The organism is Campylobacter concisus (genome assembly GCF_002912895.1).
In the GTDB taxonomy this organism is placed as follows: Bacteria; Campylobacterota; Campylobacteria; order Campylobacterales; family Campylobacteraceae; genus Campylobacter_A; species Campylobacter_A concisus_G.
The window spans coordinates 1-25,195 of the sequence record NZ_POZX01000062.1; the positions used below are offsets into that span (position 1 = coordinate 1).

28 protein-coding genes and 1 tRNA gene are annotated in these 25,195 nt (G+C 37.6%); 10 read left to right on the top strand and 19 right to left on the bottom strand.

Features of this window, described 5'->3' with window-relative positions:
• From CYP51_RS07120 to CYP51_RS07150, 8 genes are all read right to left on the bottom strand, one after another.
• A partial coding sequence (locus tag CYP51_RS07120; RefSeq protein WP_103624910.1) for a pilus assembly protein PilO occupies positions 1-535 on the bottom strand: 535 nt, incomplete at its 3' end.
• Positions 532-1,581, bottom strand: coding sequence for a hypothetical protein (locus tag CYP51_RS07125; protein ID WP_258032817.1), 1,050 nt, complete (start codon positions 1,579-1,581; stop codon positions 532-534). The genes CYP51_RS07120 and CYP51_RS07125, both read right to left, overlap by 4 nt.
• A complete protein-coding gene (locus CYP51_RS10070) occupies positions 1,578-2,051 on the bottom strand; it encodes a hypothetical protein (RefSeq protein ID WP_258032818.1) in 474 nt (157 codons plus the stop codon). Before CYP51_RS10070 ends, CYP51_RS07125 begins: the two co-directional genes overlap by 4 nt.
• A 59-nt stretch (positions 2,052-2,110) precedes the next feature.
• Entirely contained in the window at positions 2,111-2,980 is an 870-nt protein-coding gene (era, locus tag CYP51_RS07130) for a GTPase Era (RefSeq protein WP_103624911.1), read from the bottom strand.
• The gene (hslU, locus tag CYP51_RS07135; protein ID WP_103624912.1) at positions 2,977-4,299 is read right to left on the bottom strand and encodes an HslU--HslV peptidase ATPase subunit; all 1,323 of its coding nucleotides are present in this window, start codon (positions 4,297-4,299) and stop codon (positions 2,977-2,979) included. Before hslU ends, era begins: the two co-directional genes overlap by 4 nt.
• 8 nt (positions 4,300-4,307) lie before the next feature.
• The gene (gene hslV / locus CYP51_RS07140) at positions 4,308-4,841 is read right to left on the bottom strand and encodes an ATP-dependent protease subunit HslV (RefSeq protein WP_021084582.1); all 534 of its coding nucleotides are present in this window, start codon (positions 4,839-4,841) and stop codon (positions 4,308-4,310) included.
• Positions 4,842-5,288, bottom strand: a complete 447-nt coding sequence (gene rplI / locus CYP51_RS07145; RefSeq protein ID WP_103624913.1) for a 50S ribosomal protein L9 — start codon at positions 5,286-5,288, stop codon at positions 4,842-4,844.
• 23 nt (positions 5,289-5,311) lie between these two features.
• Entirely contained in the window at positions 5,312-6,535 is a 1,224-nt protein-coding gene (locus CYP51_RS07150) for an argininosuccinate synthase (protein ID WP_103624914.1), read from the bottom strand.
• A gap of 201 nt (positions 6,536-6,736) precedes the next feature.
• On the opposite strand from CYP51_RS07150, the gene CYP51_RS07155 reads away from it, so the two are divergent.
• Genes CYP51_RS07155 through CYP51_RS07180 form a run of 6 tightly spaced genes read left to right on the top strand, consistent with a single transcriptional unit; the run spans position 6,737 to position 12,318 of the window.
• Positions 6,737-8,845, top strand: coding sequence for a TonB-dependent receptor domain-containing protein (locus CYP51_RS07155; RefSeq protein WP_103624915.1), 2,109 nt, complete (start codon positions 6,737-6,739; stop codon positions 8,843-8,845).
• The gene (locus CYP51_RS07160; protein WP_103624916.1) at positions 8,839-9,666 is read left to right on the top strand and encodes an alpha/beta hydrolase; all 828 of its coding nucleotides are present in this window, start codon (positions 8,839-8,841) and stop codon (positions 9,664-9,666) included. Before CYP51_RS07155 ends, CYP51_RS07160 begins: the two co-directional genes overlap by 7 nt.
• Before the next feature lie 33 nt (positions 9,667-9,699).
• Positions 9,700-9,945: an RNA-binding S4 domain-containing protein gene (locus tag CYP51_RS07165; protein ID WP_054196626.1), complete on the top strand. Its 246-nt coding sequence runs from the start codon at positions 9,700-9,702 to the stop codon at positions 9,943-9,945.
• Positions 9,945-10,343 (top strand): tRNA (adenosine(37)-N6)-threonylcarbamoyltransferase complex ATPase subunit type 1 TsaE, encoded by a 399-nt coding sequence (gene tsaE / locus CYP51_RS07170; protein ID WP_021086198.1) that lies wholly within the window; start codon positions 9,945-9,947, stop codon positions 10,341-10,343. The genes CYP51_RS07165 and tsaE overlap by 1 nt, the downstream gene beginning before the upstream one ends.
• Positions 10,336-11,064 (top strand): LPS export ABC transporter ATP-binding protein, encoded by a 729-nt coding sequence (lptB, locus tag CYP51_RS07175; protein WP_103624917.1) that lies wholly within the window; start codon positions 10,336-10,338, stop codon positions 11,062-11,064. The genes tsaE and lptB overlap by 8 nt, the downstream gene beginning before the upstream one ends.
• Positions 11,065-11,067: 3 nt before the next feature.
• Positions 11,068-12,318, top strand: coding sequence for an RNA polymerase factor sigma-54 (locus CYP51_RS07180; protein WP_258032819.1), 1,251 nt, complete (start codon positions 11,068-11,070; stop codon positions 12,316-12,318).
• Here the strand turns inward: CYP51_RS07180 and CYP51_RS09830 are convergent, their stop codons facing one another.
• Positions 12,319-12,771: a hypothetical protein gene (locus tag CYP51_RS09830; protein ID WP_180997748.1), complete on the bottom strand. Its 453-nt coding sequence runs from the start codon at positions 12,769-12,771 to the stop codon at positions 12,319-12,321. It lies immediately after the preceding gene.
• Here CYP51_RS09830 and CYP51_RS09835 point away from each other — a divergent pair.
• Entirely contained in the window at positions 12,770-12,961 is a 192-nt protein-coding gene (locus CYP51_RS09835) for a hypothetical protein (protein ID WP_180997749.1), read from the top strand. The genes CYP51_RS09830 and CYP51_RS09835 overlap by 2 nt on opposite strands.
• Positions 12,962-13,074: 113 nt before the next feature.
• Here CYP51_RS09835 and CYP51_RS07190 read toward each other — a convergent pair whose 3' ends face one another.
• Together CYP51_RS07190 and CYP51_RS07195 are read right to left on the bottom strand one after the other, a co-directional pair.
• The gene (locus tag CYP51_RS07190; protein ID WP_103624919.1) at positions 13,075-13,905 is read right to left on the bottom strand and encodes an adenylosuccinate lyase; all 831 of its coding nucleotides are present in this window, start codon (positions 13,903-13,905) and stop codon (positions 13,075-13,077) included.
• A 50-nt stretch (positions 13,906-13,955) separates the two neighbouring features.
• On the bottom strand, positions 13,956-14,141 hold the full coding sequence (locus CYP51_RS07195) for a hypothetical protein (RefSeq protein ID WP_103624920.1): 186 nt from the start codon (positions 14,139-14,141) through the stop codon (positions 13,956-13,958).
• Positions 14,142-14,250: 109 nt separating this feature from the next.
• Here CYP51_RS07195 and CYP51_RS07200 point away from each other — a divergent pair.
• Together CYP51_RS07200 and CYP51_RS07205 are read left to right on the top strand one after the other, a co-directional pair.
• Positions 14,251-14,327 (top strand) — tRNA-Arg (locus CYP51_RS07200).
• 72 nt (positions 14,328-14,399) lie between these two features.
• Entirely contained in the window at positions 14,400-15,134 is a 735-nt protein-coding gene (locus CYP51_RS07205; protein ID WP_103624921.1) for an imidazole glycerol phosphate synthase, read from the top strand.
• Here the strand turns inward: CYP51_RS07205 and murG are convergent.
• The gene (gene murG, locus CYP51_RS07210; RefSeq protein WP_103624922.1) at positions 15,131-16,150 is read right to left on the bottom strand and encodes an undecaprenyldiphospho-muramoylpentapeptide beta-N-acetylglucosaminyltransferase; all 1,020 of its coding nucleotides are present in this window, start codon (positions 16,148-16,150) and stop codon (positions 15,131-15,133) included. The genes CYP51_RS07205 and murG overlap by 4 nt on opposite strands.
• The gene (locus CYP51_RS07215; RefSeq protein WP_021091312.1) at positions 16,147-17,307 is read right to left on the bottom strand and encodes an FtsW/RodA/SpoVE family cell cycle protein; all 1,161 of its coding nucleotides are present in this window, start codon (positions 17,305-17,307) and stop codon (positions 16,147-16,149) included. Before CYP51_RS07215 ends, murG begins: the two co-directional genes overlap by 4 nt.
• A gap of 92 nt (positions 17,308-17,399) precedes the next feature.
• Between CYP51_RS07215 and murI the strand changes: the two genes are divergently transcribed.
• Positions 17,400-18,188: a glutamate racemase gene (murI, locus tag CYP51_RS07220; RefSeq protein ID WP_103624923.1), complete on the top strand. Its 789-nt coding sequence runs from the start codon at positions 17,400-17,402 to the stop codon at positions 18,186-18,188.
• Positions 18,189-18,260: 72 nt separating this feature from the next.
• On the opposite strand, the gene CYP51_RS07225 is transcribed toward murI, so the two are convergent.
• The 6 genes from CYP51_RS07225 to CYP51_RS07250 form a co-directional block, all read right to left on the bottom strand.
• Entirely contained in the window at positions 18,261-18,851 is a 591-nt protein-coding gene (locus CYP51_RS07225; protein WP_103624924.1) for a DedA family protein, read from the bottom strand.
• Positions 18,852-18,977: 126 nt separating this feature from the next.
• A complete protein-coding gene (locus CYP51_RS07230; RefSeq protein WP_103624925.1) occupies positions 18,978-19,757 on the bottom strand; it encodes a MetQ/NlpA family ABC transporter substrate-binding protein in 780 nt (259 codons plus the stop codon).
• Between the two features lie 73 nt (positions 19,758-19,830).
• Positions 19,831-20,613 carry a MetQ/NlpA family ABC transporter substrate-binding protein gene (locus tag CYP51_RS07235; protein WP_103624926.1) on the bottom strand — a complete coding sequence of 261 codons (783 nt, stop codon included), beginning with the start codon at positions 20,611-20,613 and terminating at the stop codon, positions 19,831-19,833.
• 259 nt (positions 20,614-20,872) lie between these two features.
• On the bottom strand, positions 20,873-21,547 hold the full coding sequence (locus tag CYP51_RS07240) for a methionine ABC transporter permease (protein ID WP_103624927.1): 675 nt from the start codon (positions 21,545-21,547) through the stop codon (positions 20,873-20,875).
• Complete coding sequence (locus tag CYP51_RS07245; protein WP_103624928.1) at positions 21,547-22,503, bottom strand: methionine ABC transporter ATP-binding protein; 957 nt, start codon at positions 22,501-22,503, stop codon at positions 21,547-21,549. The genes CYP51_RS07240 and CYP51_RS07245 overlap by 1 nt, the downstream gene beginning before the upstream one ends.
• Positions 22,503-25,127: a valine--tRNA ligase gene (locus tag CYP51_RS07250; protein ID WP_103624929.1), complete on the bottom strand. Its 2,625-nt coding sequence runs from the start codon at positions 25,125-25,127 to the stop codon at positions 22,503-22,505. Before CYP51_RS07250 ends, CYP51_RS07245 begins: the two co-directional genes overlap by 1 nt.
• Positions 25,128-25,195 lie beyond the last annotated feature (68 nt).

A 25,195-nucleotide genomic window follows, 5' to 3' on the forward strand; every position in this document is an offset into this window, starting at 1 on the left:
TTATATATGAAAGCATATCTTTAAAACCTCCCAAAAATGTCAAGTCAATATTTAAAATTTGCTCAATCTTTTGGAAATTTGGCTCTTTTATATCACTTTTTAACTCTAAAATTTTTATATTATTTTGCTTTGCTAAAGATACGATGTTGTCTAAAAAATTTGCCCAATTTTGATCGTTAAATAATAAAAACGATAGTTCTTTTAGCTTTGAATCAAAATGAGCATTAAATTTTAAAACGCTAGAATATTTGCCTTTTAGCGTTTCAAGTATTTTTGACTCTTCATTTATTTTAAAATTTTTATCCCCACTAGGTGAGCTAGTCGATCTTAAATAATCTCTTGTTCTTGAAAGATCGTTGCTAATTTTAGTATGCGTATTAAATCTTTCATCATAAAAATCTTGCGACGGATCAAAGCAAAGCATATAAACAATATAAATAATAATTAAAGCTGAACCTAAAAAAATTATATTTGTTTCGCTTTGTTTTTTTGCGTCAAAATACTTATCTATTTTACTTAAAACATCTTGTCTCATTGTCTAATCTCTATACTTATATTACTTTCATACTCGTTGTTTTGCCTATCTTCTTTAATTTTTTTTGTATTTACTGAATATTTAGGCGTCTTGCTAATATCTTTTATTAGCTGCGTAATCCTTTTTTCATTATCGCTAACAACAGTTACTGTTAAATTTTTATCGTTATTTTTAATATTTGTTATAAAAATGCTATTGTTGTTTATCATATCTGTAATTTCAAAAAGATTTAAACCTTTCATTACGTAGTGATCTTTTTTGTTTTCAATTTCTTGAAGCAACCCTTTTCTAAAATTTAACTTCTCTTCCTCTTTATCAGTTAATCCTTTTATATCATTTTGCTCTTTTTTTAGTCTTTCAAGAGTATTTCTTATTTGTGCTGCTTGTGCATTAAGAACATCAAGCTCATCGCTTAGTCTTTGCGAATCTGCCTCTAAAATACTACCAGCTATATAATTATAAAGTGGATAGGACATGCTTAGGCAAAAAGCAGCAGCACATGTCAGTATAAATTTACCACTTTTTCTTTTTGTGAATGGATCAGGTCTAAGCAAATTTGAGAAGTTAAAATCGGCATTAAAGGCCTCTTTTTTATAAAAATTTGCATACAAAGCCATCATATTATGCCGTTCGCTGATAGCTAAATTTTTAGAATTTATTACAGTGCTTGTATTTAATTTCGTAGCATTTGTGCCGAGCTTTGTATTGATAAATTTTTCAAAACGCTCTATTTTATAGTCGCAGTCAATATAGATATTTTTTATATTTATGCTGTAAATTCTATTAACAACATTTATCGTGTCATTTACGTAAAATATGTAGTCCTCAAAAACAGTATTTAGATCGTAGCTAAAGCCTTCTTCATTGCTATCTAAAAGTCCTCTTGTCTTTAGGATGTCTAAAAAGCTTTCTAGGCTTACTCTCTCGCCGCTTTGCTCTATAAATTTATCTTTTAAATAATTTAGTGTGTATCTTAAACCTCTTGATGTAAGGTATTCTCCATTTACATAAATGCTTATAAATGCTTCATCGGCCCTAAATGTCAAAAAACAATCACTCTGAGTGCTAGGAAGTAAGCCTTTTTATATATAGCACTATATAAAAGTGGTTCTACAACGACATAATCTATAAAATGGACTCTTTTAGAAATATTTTTAAAAATTTTATTTATCGTTTCGTTTGTAGCAATAAAAACATTAAAAATTCTATCTTCTTTTTCAACATTGCTTTCAAAATAAACTATTTTATAGTCAATCGCAGGATCAAGAGAGAGCTCTTCGTAAATTTTGATAGAGATATTGTTTTCAATATCCTCATCATCTATTGTTCTTGAGATGTTTATGGTAGCTGTTATTATATCTTTGTACTCGATATAAGATATAAAGAAGTCTCGCTTGAGAATATTCTTTGAAAGACTTAGCGTATCGACATTGCTATTAGAAAATCTAAAACCTTCATATTCATAAGGATCTAGCGTAACGATTGGATTATCGTTAATTTTTCTAAGCTTTAACATAAAAATTTACCTCATAATGCTCTAATTGGGCTGTATTTTAATATTTTTACAATAAAAAATCAATAACCAATTATTTTATTAAGGCTCTTTTCTTCTTTACTCCAGCCCTTCTTAACGACTACATCGAGCTTTAGAAAGACCTTTGATCCGGTTAAATTTTGTATTAACTTTCTTGCAAAAATTCCTATTCGTTTTATCGTTTCACCATTCTTACCGATGATCATACTTTTGTGAATTTCGCGCTCAGTGATGATGCTTGCAAAAATTTTAGTAATGCCAGGTTTTTCTTTTACACTTTTTATGATCGCATCGCTAAGATATGGGATCTCGTCGCTTAAATTTTCATAGATTGCTTCAAGTATAAATTCTCTAAAAATTTCTTTTTCATTTGTTGAAGTAAGAAATTCTGGATCGTAAAAATATTCATGCTCTGGCAAAAGCTTGCAAATTTCATCAAGAAGCGGCTTTTTATAGGTAGGCTGCTTGGTGCTAAAAGTAAGTAGGGCTGCAAATTTATCTTGAAATTTTTGATACTGGGTGATCTTTTCTAAGACTTTTGCGTTTGAGCTCTCATCGACTTTTGTTAGCACTAAGATGTGTGGTTTTTCAGGATTTAGAGCTAGAAATTTCTCATAGTCGCTTGTATCATCATGAATAGGCGCTAAAAATACGATTAGATCGCAGTCTCCCATCGATTTTATTGCTTGGCTAATTAGTAGTTGATTTATCGCCTTGTTGCTCTCGTGAAGTCCTGGCGTGTCGGTGAAAATGATCTGATCTTCACCGTTCATTACGATGCCATTTATCTTTCTGCGAGTTGCATTTTGTTTATGCGAGACGATGGCGATCTTTTCGTTCAACAAGGCATTTAAAAACGAGCTTTTGCCAGCATTTGTGCGTCCTATGATGCTAACAAAGCCTGATTTCAAAGTATATACCTCGCTAGATCTTGATCCTCGACCACGTCTTTTAGACGCTCCTTTACAAGCTCTTTTGTCACATTTATCTTCTCGCCGCTCTTTTCGCTAGCCTCAAAGCTAATATCTTCTATCACGCGCTCGATCACCGTATGAAGGCGTCTAGCACCGATGTCTTCCATCTTTTCATTTGCTGCGTGAGCGATCCTGGCTATCTCTTTTATCGCTTCATCGTCAAATTCTAGCTCAACATTTTCGGTTGAGAGTAGGGCGATGTATTGTTTTAAAAGCGAATTTTTTGGCTGAGTTAAAATTTGATAAAGCGCGTCCTCATCAAGGCTATCAAGCTCGACTCTTAGTGGAAAACGGCCTTGAAGCTCTGGGATGAGATCGCTTGGCTTGCTTATATGAAAGGCACCAGCAGCGATAAATAAAATATGATCTGTCTTTAAATTTCCAAATTTTGTATTTACATTTGAGCCCTCAACGATCGGTAGCAAGTCTCTTTGCACGCCTTCTTTGCTAGGATCTTGTCTATTTGAGCTACCTGAGCCAACAGCCACCTTATCGATCTCGTCTATAAAGATGATGCCCTCGTTTTCAGCTCTTCTTAAAGCCTCTGTTTTTACGCTCTCAAGGTCTAAAATTTTATCATTTGCCTCGCTTTGAAGAGCTTTTTTGGCGTCTTTTACCTTCATCTCTTTTTTGATATTTTTACCGCCAATGCCAATTATCTTTATAAAGCTCTCTTGCATCTGCGCCATATCAGGTGGCACATTTGAGCCAGCTTCAAGCGGGTTTTGCTGCACCTCTATCTCTATACTTAGCTCGTCAAGCTCGCCGTTTCTTAGCCTATTTAGCATTTTTTCATAGCTCTTGGCATACTCTGCTTGTTTATCTTCACTTGCACCTTTTGGAAGTGGCGGAAGTAACTTTGAGACGATCTTTTCTTCGATGTAGGCGTTGATTTTATCTTGGTTTTTTTCGCTTTGCTCGTTTTTTACGAGATTATATGAGGCCATTGCAAGGTCTCTTACCATGCTCTCAACGTCACGCCCAACAAAGCCAACCTCAGTATATTTGCTAGCTTCAACCTTGATAAAAGGCAGTCCCATCATCTTTGAAAGGCGTCTTGCGATCTCGGTTTTACCAACGCCAGTTGAGCCGATCATCAAGATATTTTTTGGCATGATGTCATCTTGCAAACTCTTTTCAAGCTTCATACGGCGGTAGCGGTTGCGAAGTGCGATTGCTATGATCTTTTTGGCATCCTTTTGACCGATCACATAGTCATCTAAAAATTTAACAATTTCTCTTGGTGTTAAGTTCATTTTCTCTCTTATTCTAAAACATAAGTTTTGATGTTTGTATTTGTATAGATGCAAATTTCGCCAGCGATCTTGAGACTCTCTTTAACTAGCTCCTCTTCGTCGATATCGGCAAATTTATCTAAGGCACGGGCTGCTGAAAGGGCGTAGTTGCCGCCACTTCCGATAGCTGCTATCTTGCCATCTTCTGGCTCAACTACATCCCCAGTGCCACTAAGTAAGAAAATTTTATCCCTATCAAGCACAAGCATCATCGCTTCAAGCTTTCTTAGGTACTTGTCTTTGCGCCACTCTTTGCTAAATTCTATCACCGCCTTTAGCAAATCACCCTTTGTATGCTCTAAATTTTTCTCAAACATATCAAAGAGGTTAAACGCGTCAGCGGTGCTGCCAGCAAAGCCAGCTAGGACTTTGCCGTTGTGAATTTTGCGAATTTTTACGGCATTGCCTTTTAAGACGGTATTGCCAAAGCTCACCTGTCCGTCTCCACCGATGACTGATTTGTTTTTGCCTTTGTAGGCTAAGATGGTTGTCGCATGAAACATCTACTCTCCTTGCACATCAACCTTTAAGCTCGCATTTATCGAGTGTCCAAGCTTTACGTGAACGTCGTAAAGACCGACTGCTTTTAAGTGAGTGTCCATGTCGATCGCTCTTTTCTCGACTACTAAATGGTGAGTTTTTTCAAGCTCTGCTGCGATCTCCTCTTTTGAAACTGAACCAAAAAGCGAGCCATTTGCACCAAGAGTTTTTTTGATGACAACTGTCACTTTTTCAAGCTCTTCTTTAAGCTTTTCTAAATTTGCGATCTCATATTTTAGCTCTTCGGCCTTTCTTTTTTGAGCCGCTTCGTATTGACGAAGGACATCTGGAGTGGCTGCTTTTGCAAAGCCTTTACCTATTAAGAAGTTGTTGCCGTAGCCGTCTTTTACCTCTTTTATCTCGCCAGCTTTTCCAAGTCCTTTTACATCTTTTATTAATAATACTTTCATTTTTTTCCTTTTAAATTTTATTTTTAGTCAAATTTTCGCCCATTTTTGCGTGCGATTATAAAGCGAAGTGCATTTAGCTTGATAAATCCTTCCGCATCTTTTTGGTCATAAACGCTGTCTTCTTCAAACGTGCAGTACGCCTCGCTAAATAGATTATCATCTTTGCTGTTTCTGCCAAGGATGATCACATTACCTTTATAAAGCTCAACTTTTACAGAGCCATTTACGTGTTCTTGGCTTTTGTCGATGAGAGCTTGGAGCATATTTCGCTCAGGTGACCACCAGTAGCCGTTGTAAACTAACTCGGCGTATTTTGGCATAATTTCATCTTTTAAATGAGCAGCACCACGGTCAAGCGTGATGCTCTCTATCGCTCTGTGAGCTTTTAGCATTATCGTGCCGCCTGGAGTTTCGTAGCAGCCGCGGCTCTTCATGCCAACAGAGCGATTTTCTACGATATCAAGTCTGCCGATGCCGTGTTTTGCACCAAGGCGATTTAGCTCGGTTAAAATTTCAGCTGGGCTCATTTTTTTACCGTTTATGCTTACTGGATCGCCTTTTTCATAGCCGATCTCGATGATCTCGCTCTTATCTGGAGCATCTTTTGGGCTTACTGTCCATCTCCACATATCATCTTCTGGTGCATGACTTGGGTCTTCAAGTACTAGACCTTCGTAGCTTATGTGAAGTAAATTTGCGTCCATTGAGTATGGGCTCTTGCCTGGTTTTTTGGTGATATCTATGCCGTTTTTTTCAGCGTATGCCAAAAGTTTTTCACGGCTGTTTAGATCCCACTCACGCCAAGGAGCTATGATAGTTAGATTGTCGCCAAGCGCGTAGTATCCAAGCTCAAAGCGAACTTGGTCGTTACCTTTGCCTGTTGCTCCGTGGCTCACGCCATCAGCACCAACAAGTCTTGCGATCTCGCTTTGGCGTTTTGCTATTAGTGGGCGAGCGATTGATGTGCCAAGTAGATACTCGCCCTCGTAGACTGCATTTGCTCTAAACATTGGAAATACATAATCACGTACAAATTCTTCTCTTAAATCTTCTATAAAAATATTTTCAGGCTTTACACCAAGTGCTAAGGCTTTTTTGCGTGCAGGCTCTAGCTCCTCGCCTTGGCCGATGTCAGCTGTAAATGTGACTACTTCGCAGTTATATTCATCTTGAAGCCATTTTAAAATGATACTTGTGTCAAGTCCGCCAGAGTATGCTAAAACCACTTTTTTTACGTCTTTTTTCATAGCTCTTCCTTTTGTTAAAATGGTCGTATTTTAGCCTAAATTGATTAATTTTTAATAAACTAATTTAATAAATAATGTAAGTTTTTTCTTAGAAAATTTTATAAAAAAGATTACTATTTAAAATTATGATAATTAATATTGTTTTAAAAGATACTTTGTTAAATTTCAAACTTTTTCAAATTAAATTTTAAAAGGATAGTCGTGAGAAAAACAAAATTTATTGCCATCTGCCTTAGTGTTTGTGTGACAAATTCACTCTTTGGAGCAGAGCATAAAGACAATAACGAAACAAGGCTTGATGGTGTTGTAGTAAGTGCGAGTGGCTTTTCGCAGCAGATCAAAGAGGCTCCTGCGAGCATAAGCGTGATAAGTGGCGATGAGCTTACAAAAGATAGCTTTACTTCGCTTCACTCAATCGCCCAAAAAGTACCAGGCGTAAATGTCGTTGGCGGTGAGGACGGGGCAGCTAGCGGTATCTCGATACGTGGCATGGAGAAGTCTCAAACGCTAGTTTTAATTGATGGTAAAAGAGTAAATTCAAGCAGCGCAAACCCAAAGGGTGGAGCAGGGGATATGAACTCAAATTTCATCCCGCCAGCTGAGGCGATCGAGCGTATAGAGGTCATCCGTGGTCCTATGAGCTCGCTTTATGGTAGCGACGCAGTTGGAGGTGTGATAAATATCATTACCAAAAAGGATTTTTCAAAATTTAGTGGCAATGTCGGCATCTCAACCACGATAAACACTCATATAGGTATAGGCGATGGTAGACAGGGGGACTTTTATCTAAATTTACCTCTTTATAAAGACCTTTTTGCGCTTCAGCTTTGGGGATATAAAAAGCTAAGAGACGAAGATGGCTACATCGGTGGCTATCAAAAGAGTGATAAGAGAAATTTAAGCGCAAAACTTTGGATCACTCCAGATGAACACAATAAATTTTTCATCCTTGGCTCAAACGAAAGGCATGATTATTCAAAAACGGTTGGCAAATCAGCCGATCCAAACCCAAGAAGAAGACCATTAGATAATTATGACTACGAGAAAAAGAGCTATGGCGTGGGCTACCTTGGTGAATTTGATAACCTAAATGCCGATATCAGCTACATTTATGATCAGACACAAAGAACGAGCCTTTTTGATAGCCTCATACCTGCAAAAGCCAAAAATCACAACTTTAACTCAAAATTTACAACCTTTCTTGGCGCTCACGCACTAACTTTTGGCTATGACTTTAGCAAGCAAAATGTCGGCACGACCTTCATCGTCTCAAACGCCTCAAGAAACGGCTTAAAAGATCCAAAGACCTACTCGATGAGCGAGCATGCAGGATTTATCGAGGATGAGTGGCAAATTTTAGATGAAAAGCTATTTTTAACACTTGGCTCAAGGCTCACGCACAACGAATTCTTTGGCAACCACCTCTCACCAAGAGCCTACCTAGTCTATAACGCCACAGATACGCTAAGCTTAAAAGGTGGCGTAGCGACTGGCTATAAAACACCAGATGTCAATCAAATTTCTCCAGAAGTAGGCACTATTCAAGGTGGCTGGACGATAGTTGATTTTGGTAATAAAGATCTAAAACCAGAAAAGAGCACGACTTATGAAGTTGGGGCATATTATGACAATCAAGCTGATTTTAGAGGCTCGGTAACGCTTTTTAGAAATGAATTTAAAGATAAAATCCTAGACACCGACGGCAGTAATGTAAATAAAATCCCAGCCTTTGGCGCTTGCCCAGCAAGGACAAGGGTAAAAACAGTCGGTTGCCCTGGCTGGGGAACTTACTTTAACATTGAGGGTGCGACCGTTTGGGGCGTGGAGCTAAGTGGCGATTATGACATCCTTTCAAATCTAAATTTAAGCTCAAACTACACTTATAACAAATCAAAGATAAAAACTGGCGACCCAACGATAAACACGCCAAATGGCCCTATGAAATTTAGCCAAACAGGGCTTAACAGACTTGATGGTAAAAGCCTAACAGCAACGCCAGAGCACACACTTCACGCCACGCTTACATATAAGCCTATAAAAAGCGTCAAGACATTTTTTGGTGCAAACTACGAGAGCAAGCTAACAAGTGTAAATTTTGGTGCTGGCAACAGCATAAGAGAGAACGCAAAGGACCTACTCACCTTCGATACAGGCGTCAGCTGGGATGCAAACAAGCACCTAACACTTAGCCTAAATGCTTATAATATCTTTGATAAAGTAAGATACGATGAGGCGCTTGTGGGAAATACATATTACTTTTATCCGCAAGAAGGCAGGAGATTTTGGTTTAAGGTCGCTGCAAAATGGTAAGAGTGTTTAAACTTTTGCTTTTTACGCTTGGTGTGACGCAAACTTTGCACGCAGGACCTAGTCAAACGCCAGAGCCATTAAGCCAAAAAGCTGCTAGTAAATTTGAAATTTCAAGCTTTAAAATGAGCGCAAATAATGAAATTTATAAAATTTTTATAGCCAAGTTGAAAGGGCAAAATGAGTTTAAAAATGTGCTCTATCTACTGGATGCAAATGCCCAGTTTAATATGCTTTTAAATGAATTTGATGGTTCTTTTGCCCCGCTAATAATAGGCATAGGATATGACACGGACAAAAGCTACGAGGTGCAAAAACGCACAAGAGATCTCACGCCAAAGGCAGAGGGCGAGGAGTTTAGCAAAGGTGGGGGCGCAGATGCGTTTTACCACTTTTTAACTAGAAATTTAGTGCCGCTAATCGATGAGAAATTTAACGTGCAGGGTAGCCAAAAAAGCCTTTGCGGGCACTCTTTTGGCGGTCTTTTTGCGCTTTATGCTATGCTTAAAAATGATGGCGTATTTTCGAATTTCTTTATCGCTTCACCATCTCTTTGGTGGGGCGAGTCTAAAATTTTAAAACAAAACGTGAGCGAGGGTAAATTTAAAGAGAAACTAAAGGCTAAATTTGTCTTTCTCAGCGTTGGCGAGCTTGAAAAGAGAAAGGGCAAGACTGATAAAGCTGGCATTTTAAAGACAAGCGATCTGGCTGGGATTTTACAGCAAAGTGGGGTAAATTCTCACTTTGAGCTTTTTAAAAATGAAACCCACGGCAGCGTCATACCTCTAAATTTAAAAGAGCTTTTAAAATATCTAAAGGATTAAAAATTTAAGGCTATTTTTGTTAAAATCCGCCACATGAGAGTAGATAAATTTTTAAACGTAGTAAATATCACCAAAAGGCGTGCCGTTAGCGAAGATATGTGCAAAAGCGGCGTTGTGAGTATCAACGGCGTGCAGGCAAAAGCGGCAAAAGATGTTAAGGTTGGCGATGTGGTTAGCATCAAATTTCTAACGCGCGAGGCGAGATACGAGGTGCTAGCGATCCCAACTACAAAAAGCATACCAAAAAGCGCTCAAAACGAATATGTAAAAGAGCTTTGATGGTTTTTGAGCTTTTAGAAAATGAACTTGATGAGCTTGTGCGGGTGCTGCCAAAAAGTGGCGTGGTGCTACTAAGTGGCGATCTAGCAAGTGGCAAAACGACGCTTGTAAAGGCGATCATCAAGGCTCATGGCATAGATGAGAGCGTGACGTCACCTACTTTTTCTTTGATGCAAATTTATGGTAAAGATATCTACCACTACGACATTTACCAGATCGGTTTTGACGGGATGGCAAAAAATGGCCTTTTTGAAAATTTATTTGAAGAGGGGCTTCATCTAGTAGAGTGGGGCGATGAAAATTTAGAAAAAGCTCTAAAGAAAAATGGCGAGAGCTATACGTTAGTAAAAATTTCTCCTAGCAAAAATGGCAGAAAATACGAGGTTATAAGTGCATAAACTAGAAGTAAAAGATCTAAAAAAGACGATTAAGAAAAGTGAGATCATAAAAGGTATATCTTTAGAGGTAAATAGCGGCGAAGTCGTAGGGCTTCTTGGGCCAAATGGTGCTGGAAAGACGACTACTTTTTATATGATCTGTGGGCTTATCTCACCAACTAGCGGAGATGTCTTTTTAAATGATGAAAAGATCACAAACGTCCCGCTTCACAAAAGAGCGCACCTTGGTATTGGCTATTTGCCGCAAGAATCAAGTATATTTAAAGAGCTAAGCGTAGAAGAAAATTTACTTCTTGGTGCTGAAACTTTAAATCAAAGCGAAGAAGAGATCTCTAAAAGAGTAAATGAGATGCTAAATATGCTAAACATCGAGCCTATCCGCCTAAGAAAGGGCGTTAGTCTAAGTGGCGGCGAGCGCAGACGCTGTGAGATCGCTAGAAGCCTCATTATAAAGCCAAAATTTTTACTTCTTGATGAGCCATTTGCAGGCGTCGATCCTATCGCAGTTAGCGATATCCAAAGCATCGTTAGAGACCTTAAAAAGCTAGGCATCGGCGTTTTGATAACTGACCACAACGTCCGTGAGACGCTAGCCATTTGCGACAGAGCCTACGTCATCAAAGATGGCTCGCTACTAGCAAGCGGCAGTGCGAGCGAAGTGGCAAACAACAAGCTCGTTAGAACGCACTATCTTGGCGAAGAATTTAAGCTGCTTGAGTAGATGATGCTAAGGCAAAAGCAAACTTTAGCGCCAAAGATCAAACTAAACCAAACACTGCGAAGCTGGCTTCCCATCCTTCAAAGTGGGCTTGATGAGCTAAAAGAGACGCTTGAACCTTTTATAAAAGACAATCCATTTGCCACGATCGAACATAAAAATTTAGAAAAAAGCGAAAAAAAACGAAATTTTTTTGAGCAGGTCAGTAGAAATTCTGTTACTGAGAGTATCGAGGCTTTAAGTATTTACAAAGAAAGCCTCTATGAAAAGCTAATTAGTCAAATCAATCCGCCACTTTTTCCCACGCAAAAGTCTCAAGATATCGCGTATAAGATCATTGAGTGCTTAGATGATGAGGGCTATTTTTCTTATGATGATGAAATTTTTGCTGGCTTTAATGAGAGCGAAGTAGAGCGGGTTAGGGCGAGATTTGCCTACCTTGAGCCCTGTGGCGTGGGCGCAAAGGATGTGAAAGAGAGCTTTTTGTTTCAGCTAAGTGAGGCAGAGGCAAGCGATGAGATCATAGAGTGCACAAGAAAGATCATCTTAAATTTTGAAAATATAGAAAAGCTTAGAAAGCTAAAATTTTACGACGACGCGCTAAAGATCATAAAAAAATTTAAAAATCCTCCGGCCATTGAATATCTTGAGGACGAAAAAGAGGCAGTGCCTGATATCTTCGTACTAAGCACAAGTAGCGGCATAAGCGTGCAGATAAATGATGATTATTATCCTGAAATTTTGGTTGATACCGAGGGATTAGACGAGAAAGAGGCTTTTGTAAGCTCGCGCATAAAAGAGGCAAGCGAGCTCATAGACGCCCTTGAGATGAGAAAAGCGACGCTTTATAAGATAGGGTTTATGATAGTTGAGTATCAGTACGACTACTTCTTGGGTGGTAACATAAAGCCCATGAAGCTAAAAGACCTAGCAGACGAGCTTGGGCGCAACCCTTCAACCATATCAAGAGCGATCACAAACAAATATCTAAGCTGTTCAAGAGGCACGGTCGCACTTAAAAATTTCTTTTCAACTGGCTTTGACGAGGAGACTTCAAATGCTGCGATAAAGGAATTTTTGCTAGAGCTTATCAAAAATGAAGACCACAAAAAGCCACTTTCTGATCTAAAAATTCAAGAGCTAATCCAAGCTAAATTTAACATCCAAATCGTTCGCCGAACTATCACAAAATACCGCAAAATTCTAAACATCGGTAGCTCAAGCCAGCGAAAAAGAGTCTATCAGATAAACGGCTAACTACCACTCATTTACAGCAAAAAGTATGGCCTTACGCATCTGCGTAAAAAGCTCGTTACTAAGCTCTTCGTACTCTTTGCCACGTTTTTTATATTGTGCCATACCTGCTGCATCGTCGTTCCAAGAGTTCATACCACCAAAAACATCAGCCAAGCTTGCCGTAGCAAAAAGAGCTAAATTTTTCTTTGGCATAAGCGGTGCATTAAATATCTTTTGATCATCATTGCTTGAAGATCTAAGTGATTTTAATGCCCTGCGAAAACACTCACCAAAATTCTCACACTCTATCTCATCTGCAAAGGCTGCTATCTTGGTAAGTATGGCCATAAAAGCCTCTGTGTTGTCGCTAAAATTTTCTAAATTTACATCTTTTTCAAGACCAAATTCTTTATATATTATGTCCCAGCCTCTTTGATCTTTGTTGTATTTCCAGTAGGGCACGAAGCAGCTCATGTGCTCTTTAAAAATACAAATGATCGATTTTGCGGTAGAGTTTGAAAAGCTAAGCAATAAACGTTTATCTGATGAGCCAGTTAAATTTGCAGTAAGTCTTACATCGCTTAATCCAAGTTTTAATGCGTGCTCAAACCACTCATTTACGCCATTTGCCTATACTATTTTCGTAGTTAGTGCCATTATATAGGATAGGAGAATTTGACTTTATGGCCTGCTTTACGGCAACAATAATGGCGCATATATTAAACATTTCACCATTCATTTTCTCTCTCTTTAATAGCCCTTGTGGTAAGCCGTGCTCTAGCCAACCATTACAAAATTTTCTTGATTTTTAAAGTATGGTTTTAGACTCTCATAAGCAGATTGAATATTTTTAAATTTCTTTGCGTATTCTTCTTGTATGAGAAGATTTTTGTTGGCATGTCTGTCTGGATGATAGATATTTACGAGTGAAAGATAGCTTTGTCTGATAGTTTCAAAGTCATCATCTTTTTTGCAACCTAAAATCTCAAAATTTTCCTCAAGCAAATTTGCAAGCACAGAAAATCTACTTATAAATTTTGATGAGCTTTTTATTTTTATACCTTGTTTAAAGTCTTTGTAATCTTTTTCATCATAGATAAAATTTACGCTAAATTTTGGATAGCTTCTTTTGTAGAGTAGCTTGTTTAATGTATATATGTCGTTGTCGTTTGAGATAGTAATGTTTAAAAAATCATCATTTTTACTAAAAGCAACATTGCTTTTTACTAGACTCTCGCTGATATAGTTGGCAAAATCTCTGCAAAGTGCATCTTTTAGTTCAAATTTGACTTCATTTTTTACAAAATTTACGTTTAGGCTAATGACTGGAGTTAGGGTATTTTTTTGAACAAAGCCAAGCTTTATGGTTTTATAGTTTGCAAAACGAATATCGAGCTTATCATCACTTTGCTTTTCATAAAGTTTTTTTATAAATTTTAAAAAGCACTTGCGTTGTGGGATTTCGCTCTCTTCATAAAACGAAATAACCTTATTTTTATTAGATAAAATTTTTGTAAAATTTCTGCTTATCATATCTCTAAGCTCACGAAACAAAGTGTCATTATCAGTTAAAATGCTTAGAGATTCTAATGTTTGCGTAACTTTCATTGCCTACTCCACATAAAATATGACATGTTTTAGCAATAAGCATTCCAAATTTATATTTTTCTTATATCTTGGCCTTTAATGTACTCTGCAAATTCGTTTTTTAGCTTATTCTCTTTATACAAGATCGCCTCTTCTTTTGTATGAGAAATGGCTTCTTTTTGAGTTTTTTTGGCCTCACCTTGCTCTTTAGTAAGTTCTTTTTTTATCTCTTTTAAACTATCGAAAAAATCATTCATTTTTGCTCCTTTTGTTTTATTGGATTTTACTAAAACAGTTATAAAATTAAAATGAATACAATTTTTCTTTAAGGAAAGTTTGGCTAATATCTCGACTTAACTTTCTTGTGCGCTCATAGCTCAGCTGGATAGAGCATTTGATTGCGGTTCAAAAGGTCAGAGATTCGAATTCTCTCGGGCGCACCATCTTTTTAATTCTTAATGACAAACTTCATAATTTTTATAGTAAAATAAGCAAAAAAATTAAAAGAGAAAAAAATGGATTTTCAAAATATTCAAAAACAAATTTTGGTACTAAAAGAGAGTTTGACAGCATTAGAACAAAATAGTGAGCACGAGATTGGCTTGGCAGTTGGGGTTGTTGAATTTAATAAAAACGCTGATGAACTTAAAAAAAAGCTTACAAATTTAAAAGGTGAAAGCGATTTCTTTAAAAGTGTCTTCAACACAGAGGACTATTATGAAAACATTAGTACTTATTTGGAGCAGATAAAGAGAAGCTTAAATTATAAAATTGAGAAAAACGGTGTAAGCTTTAAGGCAAATGAAAATTTACAAGAGAGCTATGTTGCCATTTTAAATATAATAGAAATTTTAGTAGCAGAGTATCAAATACAAAACAAAAATAAAGCGAAAAATATCTTTTCTAGGACAACAGATACTACTCAAATAAAATCAATACTTGCGGAGCTAAATACTCTACAAGAGCGTATACATAATGTTTTACATATTCATTCTAGGATAGTTTCAAATGTTATTTTGCAAAATTTTAAGATAATTTATACGTTCTTTTATAATTGTATTAAGGCTGCAAAGCAACGCAAAGATGAGCTTTTACTAGTGGAGATCGCGGGTATAACTGATAAGATAATAACTATGATAAAACCGGTCTTTAGTACAAAAATTTTAAATACAAATGAGCTTATTTATCATTACTTGATCTTTGAGCTAAAAGAACTAAAAGCTTGTGCGATAGGCGAGGAGCTAGTTTAAAAAATTTTATCAATTATATCTTTTGCTCCATTTGGCAAAAGGATCTCTTTTAGAGCTTTACTGCTTTTGTTTAGATCAAAATTTTCTATCATTCTTATAACTTCGTCTTTGTTTAAAATTTCTCCATTTTGCAAGCAAATTTCAGCAATGCCTTTATCTTTTAAAAATTTAGCGTTATAAAACTGGTGATTACCAGCGGCATAAGGAAATGGCACAAAGATAGATGGAAGGGCGTTTGCACAAAGCTCCCAAAGCGAGCTAGCTCCTGCTCTTGATATGGCAAGGTCGGCTTTACCCATCTTTTTTTCTATCTCTTTACTAAATTCAAAAATTTCTAGATTTGTGCTATCAAAGCCAAGTTTATCATATCTTTTTTTAAGTTCATCAAAGCCATTTTTACCACATTGATGAATTATATTTATGCCTTTTTCTTTAAGATATGGAGCTAAATTTATAGCTAGTTCATTTATCGCTTTTGCGCCTTGCGAGCCACCCAAAAACAAAATAGTCTTTAGCTCCTCTCTCACTCTTGCACTATCGAAAAATTTCTTTGCCACAGGGTAAGGGTAGGGCGAAGCTTCATCATAAGAGCTAAAAAAGCCTTTCGCGTAGGGCTTTAAAATTTTATTTAATTTGCCCATTACAGCATTTTGTTCATGGATAAAAAGTGGCACTTTTGAGATAATGGCAGCAATGGCTGCTGGCGCTGCTGAATAGCCACCAACGCTAATGACTGCCTTAATGTCATTTTGCTTAAAAATTTTTCTACATTTTAAAGCAAGATTTACGATATTTGCTAGTGATTTTAGTTTAGCAAAGCCTCTCTTATTTACCACGCCACTGCTTGGTAAGAAAAATTTTTGTAAAAAATTCTCGTCATTTTCAAACCAAAATTTATCTTGACCGCTAGTTGAACCAATAAAAATGGGCTTAATATCTCTTCTATTTAGCTCCTCGCAAAAGCTTCTTGCGATCGCTAAATGCCCACCAGTGCCTCCACCGCAAATAACAATCATAATTTTGCCCTTTTACTAACCATCAAAACCATGCCGATACCGATACAAATCGCAAGCACAGAGCTACCACCGTAACTAAGAAATGGCACAGCAATACCCTTGATAGGCGTGATCGATGTGATACCATAGCTATTCATTAAAAATGAAAACGATAAGATAAGCCCGACACCAAGCGTAAATAGATGATAGACCTTATTTTCGCTTCTAGCTGAAATTCTAAAAATTCTATAAAGTAGCGTTATAAATATAGCTACGATACACAAAATACCAAATACACCGACTTCTTCAGCGATACCAGCTAATACAAAGTCAGTATGAACCTCGCTTAAGAAGCCGAGCTTAAAGATACCAGCGCCAAGCCCTTCGCCGAAAAATTCGCCATGCTTTATAGCATTTAATGAGTGAGAAATTTGATATGGCTCTGGTGCATCAGCCACTCTTAATACATCTGCAACGCTATCAGGCAAGAAAGAAAGCACCATGTTTTGTATCGTGCCCCACCATGACTTTATACGTAAAATTCTATGCTCAGAGCTGATTATCGCTACTGTCATAACAAAAGCAGCTCCTAAGATACCGATGCTAAAAAGTCTCGCACTTGCTCCTGCAAAAAGTGCCATTGTCACAAATGTAAGTGCCAGCACGACCACTTGACCAAGGTCATTTTGCATAACAGCGATAAGAAAGATAGCAACACCAAAAAGAATAATATAAGGCATGAGTATCTTAATCTCATCTAGCAAGGTTCTTTTGCCTTCACTAAATTTTCTAGTAAAACTCCAAGCCAAGAAGTAGACAAAACCGATTTTAAAAAACTCAACTGGAGCTAGTGAAAAGCCAGGTAGTCTAATCCAACGCCTAGCACCACCAGCGTCAGTCACCATTGAAGCTGGCAATGCATGCATTAGCCCCATGGCGATACCGCAAGATATAAGAAGGCCAAACCCTATCCAAACAAGCGTCTTTTCAGGATTAAGCCTAGAAAGCCACCACATAATGAAAATTCCGATACAACCAACAATAAACTGACGGATGAAAAAGTGAAACTCGTCGTAATTAAAAAATAAAACCGTAAAAACTGGCAAAGATAGTGAAAAAATAATGCTTATAGCGATCAAAGTCGAACAAAGATAGAAAATGATCTTATCAACTGCCAAAATTTAACTCCAAGTTTAAAAAGTGCCAAAGTATAATAAAAAACGGCTTACAAAGATATTATTTGCTATAATTGCAGGCTTTAAGGAAGGGCATGAAGATAGGTATATTTGACTCAGGACTTGGCGGACTGAGCGTCTTAAACGAAGCTTTAAGCAAGCTTAGCGAGCATGAATTTTTATATTATGCAGACGTTAAAAATGTCCCATACGGACAAAAGAGCAGGGATGAGATTTTAAAATTTAGCTTTGATGCGGTGAAATTTCTCATAGAAAATGGTGCAAAAGCTGTCGTAGTAGCTTGTAACACGGCAACAAGCGTAGCGATAAAAGAGCTTAGAGCAAATTTAAGCGTGCCAATCATCGGCATGGAACCAGCTGTAAAAAAAGCTCATGACTTAAGCCATAATGATACCTTAAAAACGCTTGTCATAGCCACTCCGGTCACCGTAAATGGTGCAAAATTAAAAGAGCTGATCGCAAATTTACACGCAAAAGATAAGACTGAGCTACTTGCACTGCCGCGCCTTGTCAATTTTGCTGAAAATGGGGAATTTGACACCGAGAATGTGAAATCATATCTAAAAGAAGAGTTAGCCAAATTTGATCTAAGTAAATTTGGCTTTTTGGTGCTTGGCTGTACGCACTTTAACTATTTTAAAGATAGCCTAAGAGAAATTTTGCCGCCAAATATAAGCATAATTGATGGCAACGAAGGGACAATAAACCGCCTCATAAGTGAGCTTGGACTAAGAATTTCTACTTTAAATAAAGCCCCAAAAGTTAGATTTTTCTATTCTGACAATGAAGTATTCAGTAAATTTGAGCTAGATAAAATTTTAAGAAATTTAACTCATCTAGAAAAGATGAGGGCGATCTGCTAGGTTAAATCTAACTAAATACCACAAATAAAAATTTTATAAAATACACTAAATTTTACATATTTTTATATGTATTTAGCCTTTTCTTTGCTTTATTATATAGACCACGCTTATTACTGCAACTACAGCCAAAAGAGCGATCGTGATTATTAAAAGTGTCTGTTTGTCAGGGTTCGAACCTATAAAATAGCCAACTCCAAGTAAAACAGCACACCAAATCCCAGCGCCAAGCGTGGTAAATAGACAAAATCTAAAAATGTTCATCTTAGCAAGTCCGGCTGGCAGGCTGATGTATTGGCGAATGCCAGGAATCAGACGTGAGTTAAATGTAGAAATTTCGCCGTGTTTATTGAAAAATGCTTCAAATTTATCCATTTTTTCGTGAGTGATTCCCACAAATTTGCCGTATTTTAAAACGATCTCGCGACCAAAAAAGTAGCAAAGATAATAGTTAAAAATAGCTCCAAGCAGGCTTCCAAGCGTGCCTGCAAGAAAGGCCAAAATTAAACTCATTTCACCTTTATGCGCCAAATAGCCAGCCGGTATCATTGCGACCTCGCTTGGAAATGGAAAAAACGAGCTTTCTAAAAACATCATCACAAATATGCCAGCATAACCCCAGCTACTTACGCTCGCAACTATAAAATCAATAACATCATACAGCATTTAAATTCCTGAAAAATTTTAAAGTGAGCCATTTTAGCAAAGCATAGCTTAAGCTTTTTGACAAAAATAAAGAGAGTTAAAACAAGATGAAAGTAGAAACAAAATAGGGCGAAAGCTCGCCCTATTTTAAAATGCAGGTATGACTTCGCCTTTATAGCGAGTAATGATGAAATTTTTAGTATCAGGGCTAAGCACCGCATCAATCAAAGCTTTGATCTTAGGGTTATTTTCGTTGCCAGCCTTTGTGACGATGATGTTAGCGTAAGGACTGTTGGCATCCTCAAGCAAAAGTGCGTCTTTTGCCACGCTCATACCAAGATCAAGGACGAAATTTGTACTAATGGCAGCGATATCGACATCATCAAGCGTTCTTGGTATCTGAGCACCCTCAAGCTCTACAAACTGTAAATTTTTAGAATTTTTAGTTATGTCATTTACAGTTGCAACTTTTACGTTTTTATCGATCTCGATAAGACCAGCCTTTTCTAAAATTCTAAGCGCTCTATTGCCATTTGATGGATCATAAGCGATCGCAACTTTTGCACCATCTTTTAACTCTTTTATGTTTTTTATCTTTTTAGAATAAAAGCCAAGTGGCTCAACATGGACATTTGCAACACTTACAAGATGCAAGCCTCTAGCCTTGTTTTGCTCCTCAAGATATGGTAAATGCTGAAAGAAATTTGCATCCAAACTGCCATCTTCTGTGGCGACATTTGGGATAGAGTAGTCTGAAATTTCAGAGATAACAAGGTCGTAGCCTTTATCTTTTAGCTTTGGCTTTACAAATTCTAAAATTTCAGCGTGTGGTACTGGCGAGACGCCGACTATGATAGTGTGGTCCTTGTCGGCTGCGTGAAGGCTTAGAGCAACTAAAGATGCGGTTAAAAGTTTGATAAATTTCATTGTTTTTCCTTTTTATTTGGTTTAAGCGACGCTAAAAAGGTAAAAGCTTTTACGTCGCTTATTTAAATTTTAATTAAAATGCTGGAAGAATAGCGCCGTTGTATTTGATCTCGATAAATTTTTTAACTTCTGATGAGTTTATTGCTTTATCAAGAGCCTTTATTTTAGGGCTATTTTCGTTACCAGACTTTACTACAACGTAGTTTACATACGGGCTATTTTTGCTTTCAAGCACAAGTGCATCTTTTACTGGATTGAGATTAGCATTTAGAGCGTAATTTGTGTTGATAACTGCAATAGTAACGTCATCAAGTGTTCTTGGTACTTGAGCAGTCTCTATCTCTTCAAATTTAAGCTTTTTAGGGTTATCAACTATATCAAGCGGAGTTTTTAGTGGATTATTGTTTAGCTTAATAAGTCCAGCATTTGCAAGGATATCTAAAGCACGGCTTTCATTTGTCGGATCATTTGGGATAGATACGGTCGAACCATCTTTTAGATCTTTGACGTCTTTTATCTTTTTAGAATAAACTCCCATTGGCTCAAGATGAACGCCAACTGTTTTTACAAGATGAGTGCCTTTGTTTTTATTAAATTCGTCCAAATATGGAAGGTGCTGAAAGAAATTTGCATCTAAATCGCCATCTTCTGTTGCAAGGTTTGGCGTGGTGTAGTCGTTAAATTCTTTGATCTCAAGCGTATAGCCATCTTTTGCCAAAATAGGCTTTACAACCTCCAAAATTTCAGCATGTGGGATAGGTGTAGCACCGACGATTATTGTTTTTGACTTGTCAGCAGCATTTGCGCTAACGCTAAGGCCTAGGGCAACTAGAGAGGTAAGAAGTAGTTTTTTCATTTATTATCCTTTTTTAAAATTTGCCAAGCACCAAAAAAGGATAAATTTAAGCTAGAAGGTTAAATTTCTTTTTAAGCGCTTAAGCTATTTCTAAGCACTTAAAAAGAAATTTTGTGCTTAGAGATTAGTCTTTCGACAACGCGTTTTTTAATAGGCGGCACATGTGGCACATATCTGATTTCATCTTTTATCCTTTCAGCTAAAAATTAATTCGGGCAATTTTAAGGAAAAAAGCTTAAAATCAGATAAAAACAAAGGCCTATTTTTTAGAAATTTTATATAAGTAGTTACCTAAAACTTGAAAAATTTGAACCATAATGATAAGAATAACAACGGTATAGAGCATGATATCTGGACGAAATCTTTGATAGCCGTAGTTTATAGCGACAGATCCTAGTCCTCCACCACCAACTGCTCCAGCCATCGCTGAAAAGCCGATATTTACGATAAGAGTTAGCGTAAATGCCGAGATGATACCAGGAAGTGCCTCTACAAACATCACTCTAAAGATGATCTGAAATTTCGAGCTTCCAAAGCTTTGAGCAGCTTCTATGATGCCTTTATCAACCTCTTTTAGGGCATTTTCGATTAGTCTTGCTACAAATGGAGCCGCTCCAATAGTTAGCGGGACGATCGCAGCTGTGGTGCCAATACTTGTGCCAACGATCATTTTTGTGACCGGAAAGAGCACAATAATGAGGATAATAAATGGAAAGCTTCTAAGCACGTTTATAATGATATCAAGTACAAAATAAAGCTGTTTGTTTGGCTTTAGTCCGTCTTTGTCTGAAAGTATGAGCAAAACCGCAGGTATTAGGCCTATGGCAAAGGCGAGTAGGGTGGAGACTATGCTCATATATAGCGTTTCGCCGATAGCTGGCAGCAGTATCCTAGAAAATACATCTGGAAATTTAGAAAAATCAATACCAAACATCAAGCAACCTCCCATAAAACGCCACTTTGCTTGATATAGTTAAGCACGTTTTCTTTATCTTTTTCATCTATGTTTATGACAAGCGAGCCAAGGACGTTGTCGTTTAGCTTCTCAAGCTTGCCCCAGACTATGTTAAAGTCGATATTTAGGCTTCTAGCCATGTGCGTAATCACACTGTTTTGAGCCACTTCTTTTGGGAAAAATAGCCTGATATTTGTACCAGTGCTTGGCAGAATTTCAACCTCGCCCAAAAACTCTTTCATCTTCTCATCTGGCTTTAAAAATAGCTCTTCGATGCTTCCAGAGCCTATGATCTTGCCGCCTTCTAGTAGTATCGCACGTTTTGCGATAGATTTTACAACCTCCATCTCGTGCGTGACGATGACGACGCTGATATCTAGCTCTTTGTTTATCTTTTCAAGCAGCTCTAAAATTTGATTTGTAGTGTTTGGATCAAGAGCCGAAGTCGCCTCGTCGCTTAGTAAAATTTTAGGATTTAAAGCAAGCGCTCTAGCGATAGCGACACGCTGTTTTTGCCCGCCACTTAGCTCGCTTGGATAGCTTTTTGCCTTGCTTTCAAGACCGACTAAATTTAAAAGCTCTCTCACTCTTTTTTCAGTTTCATCGCTTTTATAACCCCAAAATTTAAGTGGAGTAGCGACGTTTTCAAAGACGTTTTTTCTAGCCATCAGGGCAAAATGCTGAAATATCATCCCAACATCTCGCCTTAAATGTCTCTGCTGCATCTCATCTAAATTTTTTATCTCTTTATCAAAGACTTTTAGGCTGCCACCTTGATAGCTCTCAAGCCCGTTTATGCACCTTAAAAGCGTTGATTTACCAGCGCCGCTGTGTCCCACGATAGCAAAAATTTCACCCTTTTTAACCTCTAAATTTATATCAAAAAGGATTTGCGTATCACCATAAAATTTGCTTAATTTCTCTATTTTTATCACTATTTTTCTCCAAGAGCTTCTAATTCTTCACATACTTTTTTAAATTTAGCCTCAGCACTATCTAAAGCCTCTTTGTTCGTCTCTATAACTTCTTTTGGTGCATTTGACACAAAATTTTGATTATTTAACATACCTGAGAGCCTAGCTATCTCTTTTTCAAGCTTTGTCTTTTGAGACTTGAGTCTTGTGATAATACCGCTCATATCAAGTCCTTCAAGTGGGACAAACGCCTCTAAATTTTCACTCACATCTCTGATAGAATTTTCTATTTTTTCATCTACAAAGCCGATCTCCTCGCATTTTGCAAGCAGCTTGATATACTCTTTAACCTCGTCAAGATCTATTTTGTCATTAAATTTAACAAAGGCTTTTGCTATCTTTGAGTTGCCAAGATCGATGGTCGCTTTTGCACGGCGAATAGCCACGATCGCTTCGATAACTAGCTCAAATTTCTTCTCAACCTCTAAATTTCGCTCTTTTATCTTTGGGTAGCTCATCACCATTATTGATTTTGCATTTTCAAGCTGTGTGCCACTAAGTTCCTGAAATAGATACTCTGAGAGAAACGGCATGAAAGGATTTAGTAGTTTCATCGCCTCTTTAAATATACTACCAAGCTCTTTTACGCTCGCTTTATCAGCCTTGCTAAGCTCGATGCCCCAGTCACAAAACTCATCCCAAAGGAATTTATAAAGTGTGTTTGCAGCGTCATTGAAGCGGTAAGCGTCGATGTTTTCACGCACCTCTCTCACGCACTCGTTAAAGCGGCTATTCATATAAATTCCAAGCTTTGTTTGAAGCTTGATATCCTCTAAATTTTCAAATTTGCTCTCATTTAGCATGAGATATTTGCTCGCGTTATAAAGCTTGTTGGTGAAATTTCTTACCTGCTTCATCTTAGCGTCGCTTAGCTTGATGTCGCGTCCTTGAACGGCTAGAAGAGTTAGCGTAAAGCGCAAGATATCAGCGCTATACTCATTGATGCTATCAAGCGGGTCGATGACGTTGCCAAGGCTTTTGCTCATCTTTCTGCCAAACTCATCTTTTACAAGCGCGTGCAGGTAGATGTCGTCAAATGGCAGCTTTCCAAGGGCATTTTCACCCTGAAACATCATCCTAGCAACCCAGAAGAATAATATATCAAAGCCAGTTATTAGAAGATTATTTGGATAAAACTCAGCAAGGTCTCCCTCAAACCATTTTTCATTTTTTAGCTCGTTATCATTGCCCCAGCCAAGCGTGCTAAATGGCCAAAGACCAGAGCTAAACCACGTATCTAGCACGTCTGGGTCTTGGTGGATGTTTTTACTTTTACACTTTTTGCACTCGCACGGCTCTCCCTCGTCAGCCCACATATGACCGCAATCATCGCAGTAAAATACTGGAATTTGATGTCCCCACCAAAGCTGGCGTGAGATACACCAATCTCTTAGTTCTCTCATCCATGCGTTAAAGCTGTTTATCCAGTGCGGTGGATAAAATTTAGCAAGACCCTCTGAGACCTTTTGTATCGCTTCATCTGCGATCTCTTTTTTGACAAACCACTGCTTTGAGATGTATGGCTCTACGACGTTTTTGCAGCGGTAGCAATATCCCACTTGGTTTTCGTAGTCTTCTATCTTTTCGACATTGCCAAGTTTTTCAAGCTCGGCTACTACGATATCTCTAGCCTCAAGTCTTTCAAGACCTGCAAATTTATCGCACTTGTCGTTTAAAATGCCTTTTTCATCAAATACAGTGATAAACTCAAGGTTGTGTTTTTTGCCAACCTCGTAGTCGTTTTGATCGTGCGCAGGCGTGACTTTAACAAGGCCTGTTCCAAACTCCATATCAACGTGCTCATCTGCGATGATCTCGATCTCTCTATTTATGATAGGTAGTACCACCTTTTTGCCGATTAAATTTTTATAGCGCTCGTCGTTTGGATTTACCATTACGGCGGTGTCGCCAAAGTAGGTTTCTGGACGAGTTGTTGCAACAACAATAAATTCACTTGGCTTGTCTGCAAAATAATATCTCAAATGATAAAGCTTGCCTTTATTCTCCTTGTGCTCGACCTCGATGTCAGAAAGCGCCCCATCATGCGTACACCAGTTTATCATGTAGTTTTTCTGAACGATCAGCCCTTTGTCGTATAAATTTACAAAGGCTTTTTTCACAGCTTTTCTTAAGCCCTCATCCATGGTAAATCTCTGGCGTGACCAAGCTGGAGTGATGCCAAGTTTTCGCATCTGATGGACGATCATGCCGCCGCTTTTTTCTTTCCACTCCCACACTTTTTCTACAAATTTCTCACGTCCAAGCTCTTCTTTTTTGATGCCTTGGGCTAAAAGCTGCTTTTCAACGACGTTTTGAGTGGCGATGCCAGCGTGATCAAGTCCTGGCTGCCAAAGTGTCTTGTAGCCGTCCATTCTTTTGTAGCGCGTCATTATGTCTTGCAACGTGAAGGTTAACGCGTGTCCGATGTGAAGCGAGCCAGTCACATTTGGAGGTGGCATCATAATGCAAAATTTACGTCCATCTTTTTGGATTTCTTTGTTCGCGTCTATCTCGAAGTATCCGCGTTCTTCCCAAATTTTATAAAATTTATCTTCTATCTCTTTTGCATTGTAAAATTCTGCCACTTTAGTATCCTCTTTCGTTTAAAAAATGCTTAATGTTATCTAAAATTTGTTTAAAAAAATCTTTGCAA